At 76.4% G+C, this 1802-nt stretch carries 2 protein-coding genes; both read left to right on the forward strand.

The features are described 5' to 3' along the window. The coding region (locus tag NWP09_RS12720; protein ID WP_258275865.1) for an FHA domain-containing protein at positions 1–780 on the forward strand (780 nt) is incomplete at its 5' end. Beyond that, positions 777–1802 (forward strand): serine/threonine-protein kinase (locus tag NWP09_RS12725; RefSeq protein ID WP_258275866.1); only part of this gene is annotated, 1026 nt, incomplete at its 3' end. The genes NWP09_RS12720 and NWP09_RS12725, both read left to right, overlap by 4 nt.

Below are 1802 nucleotides of genomic sequence, written 5' to 3' on the forward strand. Positions count from 1 at the left end.
CACGTGACCGCGACGCGTCCCGGGCAGGCGCTCGGCGCGCCTCCGTCCCCGCCGGCCGCCCAGCCGTTCGCGGGGCAGGCGGCCGGGCCGGTCGACGCGCACGAGCCCGCCGCGCAGCCGTTCGTGGGCCAGCCTGCCGCGGCTGCGGCGGAACCCGCCGCGACCCACGGCCTCGGCGCCGGGGATCACGACGGCATGACGATCACGGCCGAGCAGGCGCGCCGCATGCAGGAGGAGCACGACCTCGCCGGGGTCGCCGCGGCTGGGCAGGCGGCGCCCGCGCAGCACGGCGCTCCCGCGACGGGCCCGCTCGTGCTCTCGACGCTGTGCGAGCGCGGCCACGTCAACGCCCCCGGCACGCTCGAGTGCGTCGTGTGCGGCGCAGCGGTCGACGACCGCACCGCCGCGCAGCGCCGCCGCCCCGAGTTCGCCGTCGCGGCGCTCGCGACCGGCGAGCGCATCCCCCTCGGGCGCGGCGTCGTGATCGGGCGGCGCCCCCGCTCGCGCCGCGTCGAGGACGGCCGCGTCCCGCGCCTCGTGACGGTCGAGAGCCCGAGCGAGGACATCTCGCGCAGCCACCTCGAGCTGCGCGTCGACGACTGGAACCTCGTGGCGGTCGACCTCTCGTCGACCAACGGCACGCTGCTGCTGCGCGAGGGAGCGGCGCCCCAGCGGCTGCGCCCCGAGGCGGCCACGATCCTGCAGCTCGGCGACCGGCTCGACCTGGGCGACGGCGTCGTCGTGACGATCGAGCCCGCCGAGCAGGGGTCCGCGGGATGAGCCCCAAGCGCGCCCCCTCGGCCCCCCCGGAGCTGCCCGGCTACGACTACGTCTCGCTGCTCGGCTCCGGCGGCTTCGCCGACGTGTTCCTCTACCGCCAGCTGCTGCCGTCGCGACAGGTCGCGATCAAGGTGCTGCTGCCCGATGCGGTGAACCGCGAGCTCATCGAGAACTTCCGCCACGAGGCGAACGTCATGGCGCAGCTCTCGACGCATCCCTCGATCGTCACGATCTACGGCGCCGCGGTCGCGCCCGACGGGCGGCCGTACCTCGCGATGGAGTACTGCCCGAAGCCCAACCTCGGCGTGCGGTACCGGCGCGACCGGTTCGCGGTGCCCGAGGTGCTCTCGCTCGGCGTGCAGATCGCCGGGGCGGTCGAGACGGCGCACCGCGCGGGCATCCTGCACCGCGACATCAAGCCCGCGAACATCCTCGTCACCGCCTACAACCGGCCGGCGCTCACCGACTTCGGCATCGCGACGAGCGCGGGCGGCGCCGACGACGCGAGCGGCATGTCGATCCCGTGGTCGCCGCCCGAGGCGTTCGCGGACCCGCCCCGCTCGAGCCCCGCATCCGACGTCTTCTCGCTCGCCGCGACGCTCTCGACGCTGCTCGCGGGCCGCACGCCGTTCGAGCTGCCCGGCGGCAGCAACACGAGCGTCGACCTCATCGACCGCATCCAGCGCGGCGAGATCTCGCCGCTCGCCCGGCACGACGTGCCGCAGCGGCTCGAGTCGGTGCTCGCGTCGGCGATGGACCCGGACCCGGGCCGCCGCTACGCGAGCGCGATGGCGCTCGGCCGCGCGCTGCAGCAGGTCGAGGCCGAGATGGCGCTCCCGGTCACGCCGCTCGACGTGCTCGACGACTCCCTCGCGCCCGAGGCGGTCGACGAGGAGGACGGCGGCGCGACCCGCATCCGCGGCGTCGTGTCGATCGATCCGCACGCGGGCGAGCCCGGCACCGCGGTGCTCGCGGGCCCCGCGCCCGACGCGACGATCCGCCGGCCGCGCGCGGTCGAGGCG

This window comes from Agrococcus sp. HG114 (genome assembly GCF_024723325.1).
Lineage (GTDB): Bacteria > Actinomycetota > Actinomycetes > Actinomycetales > Microbacteriaceae > Agrococcus.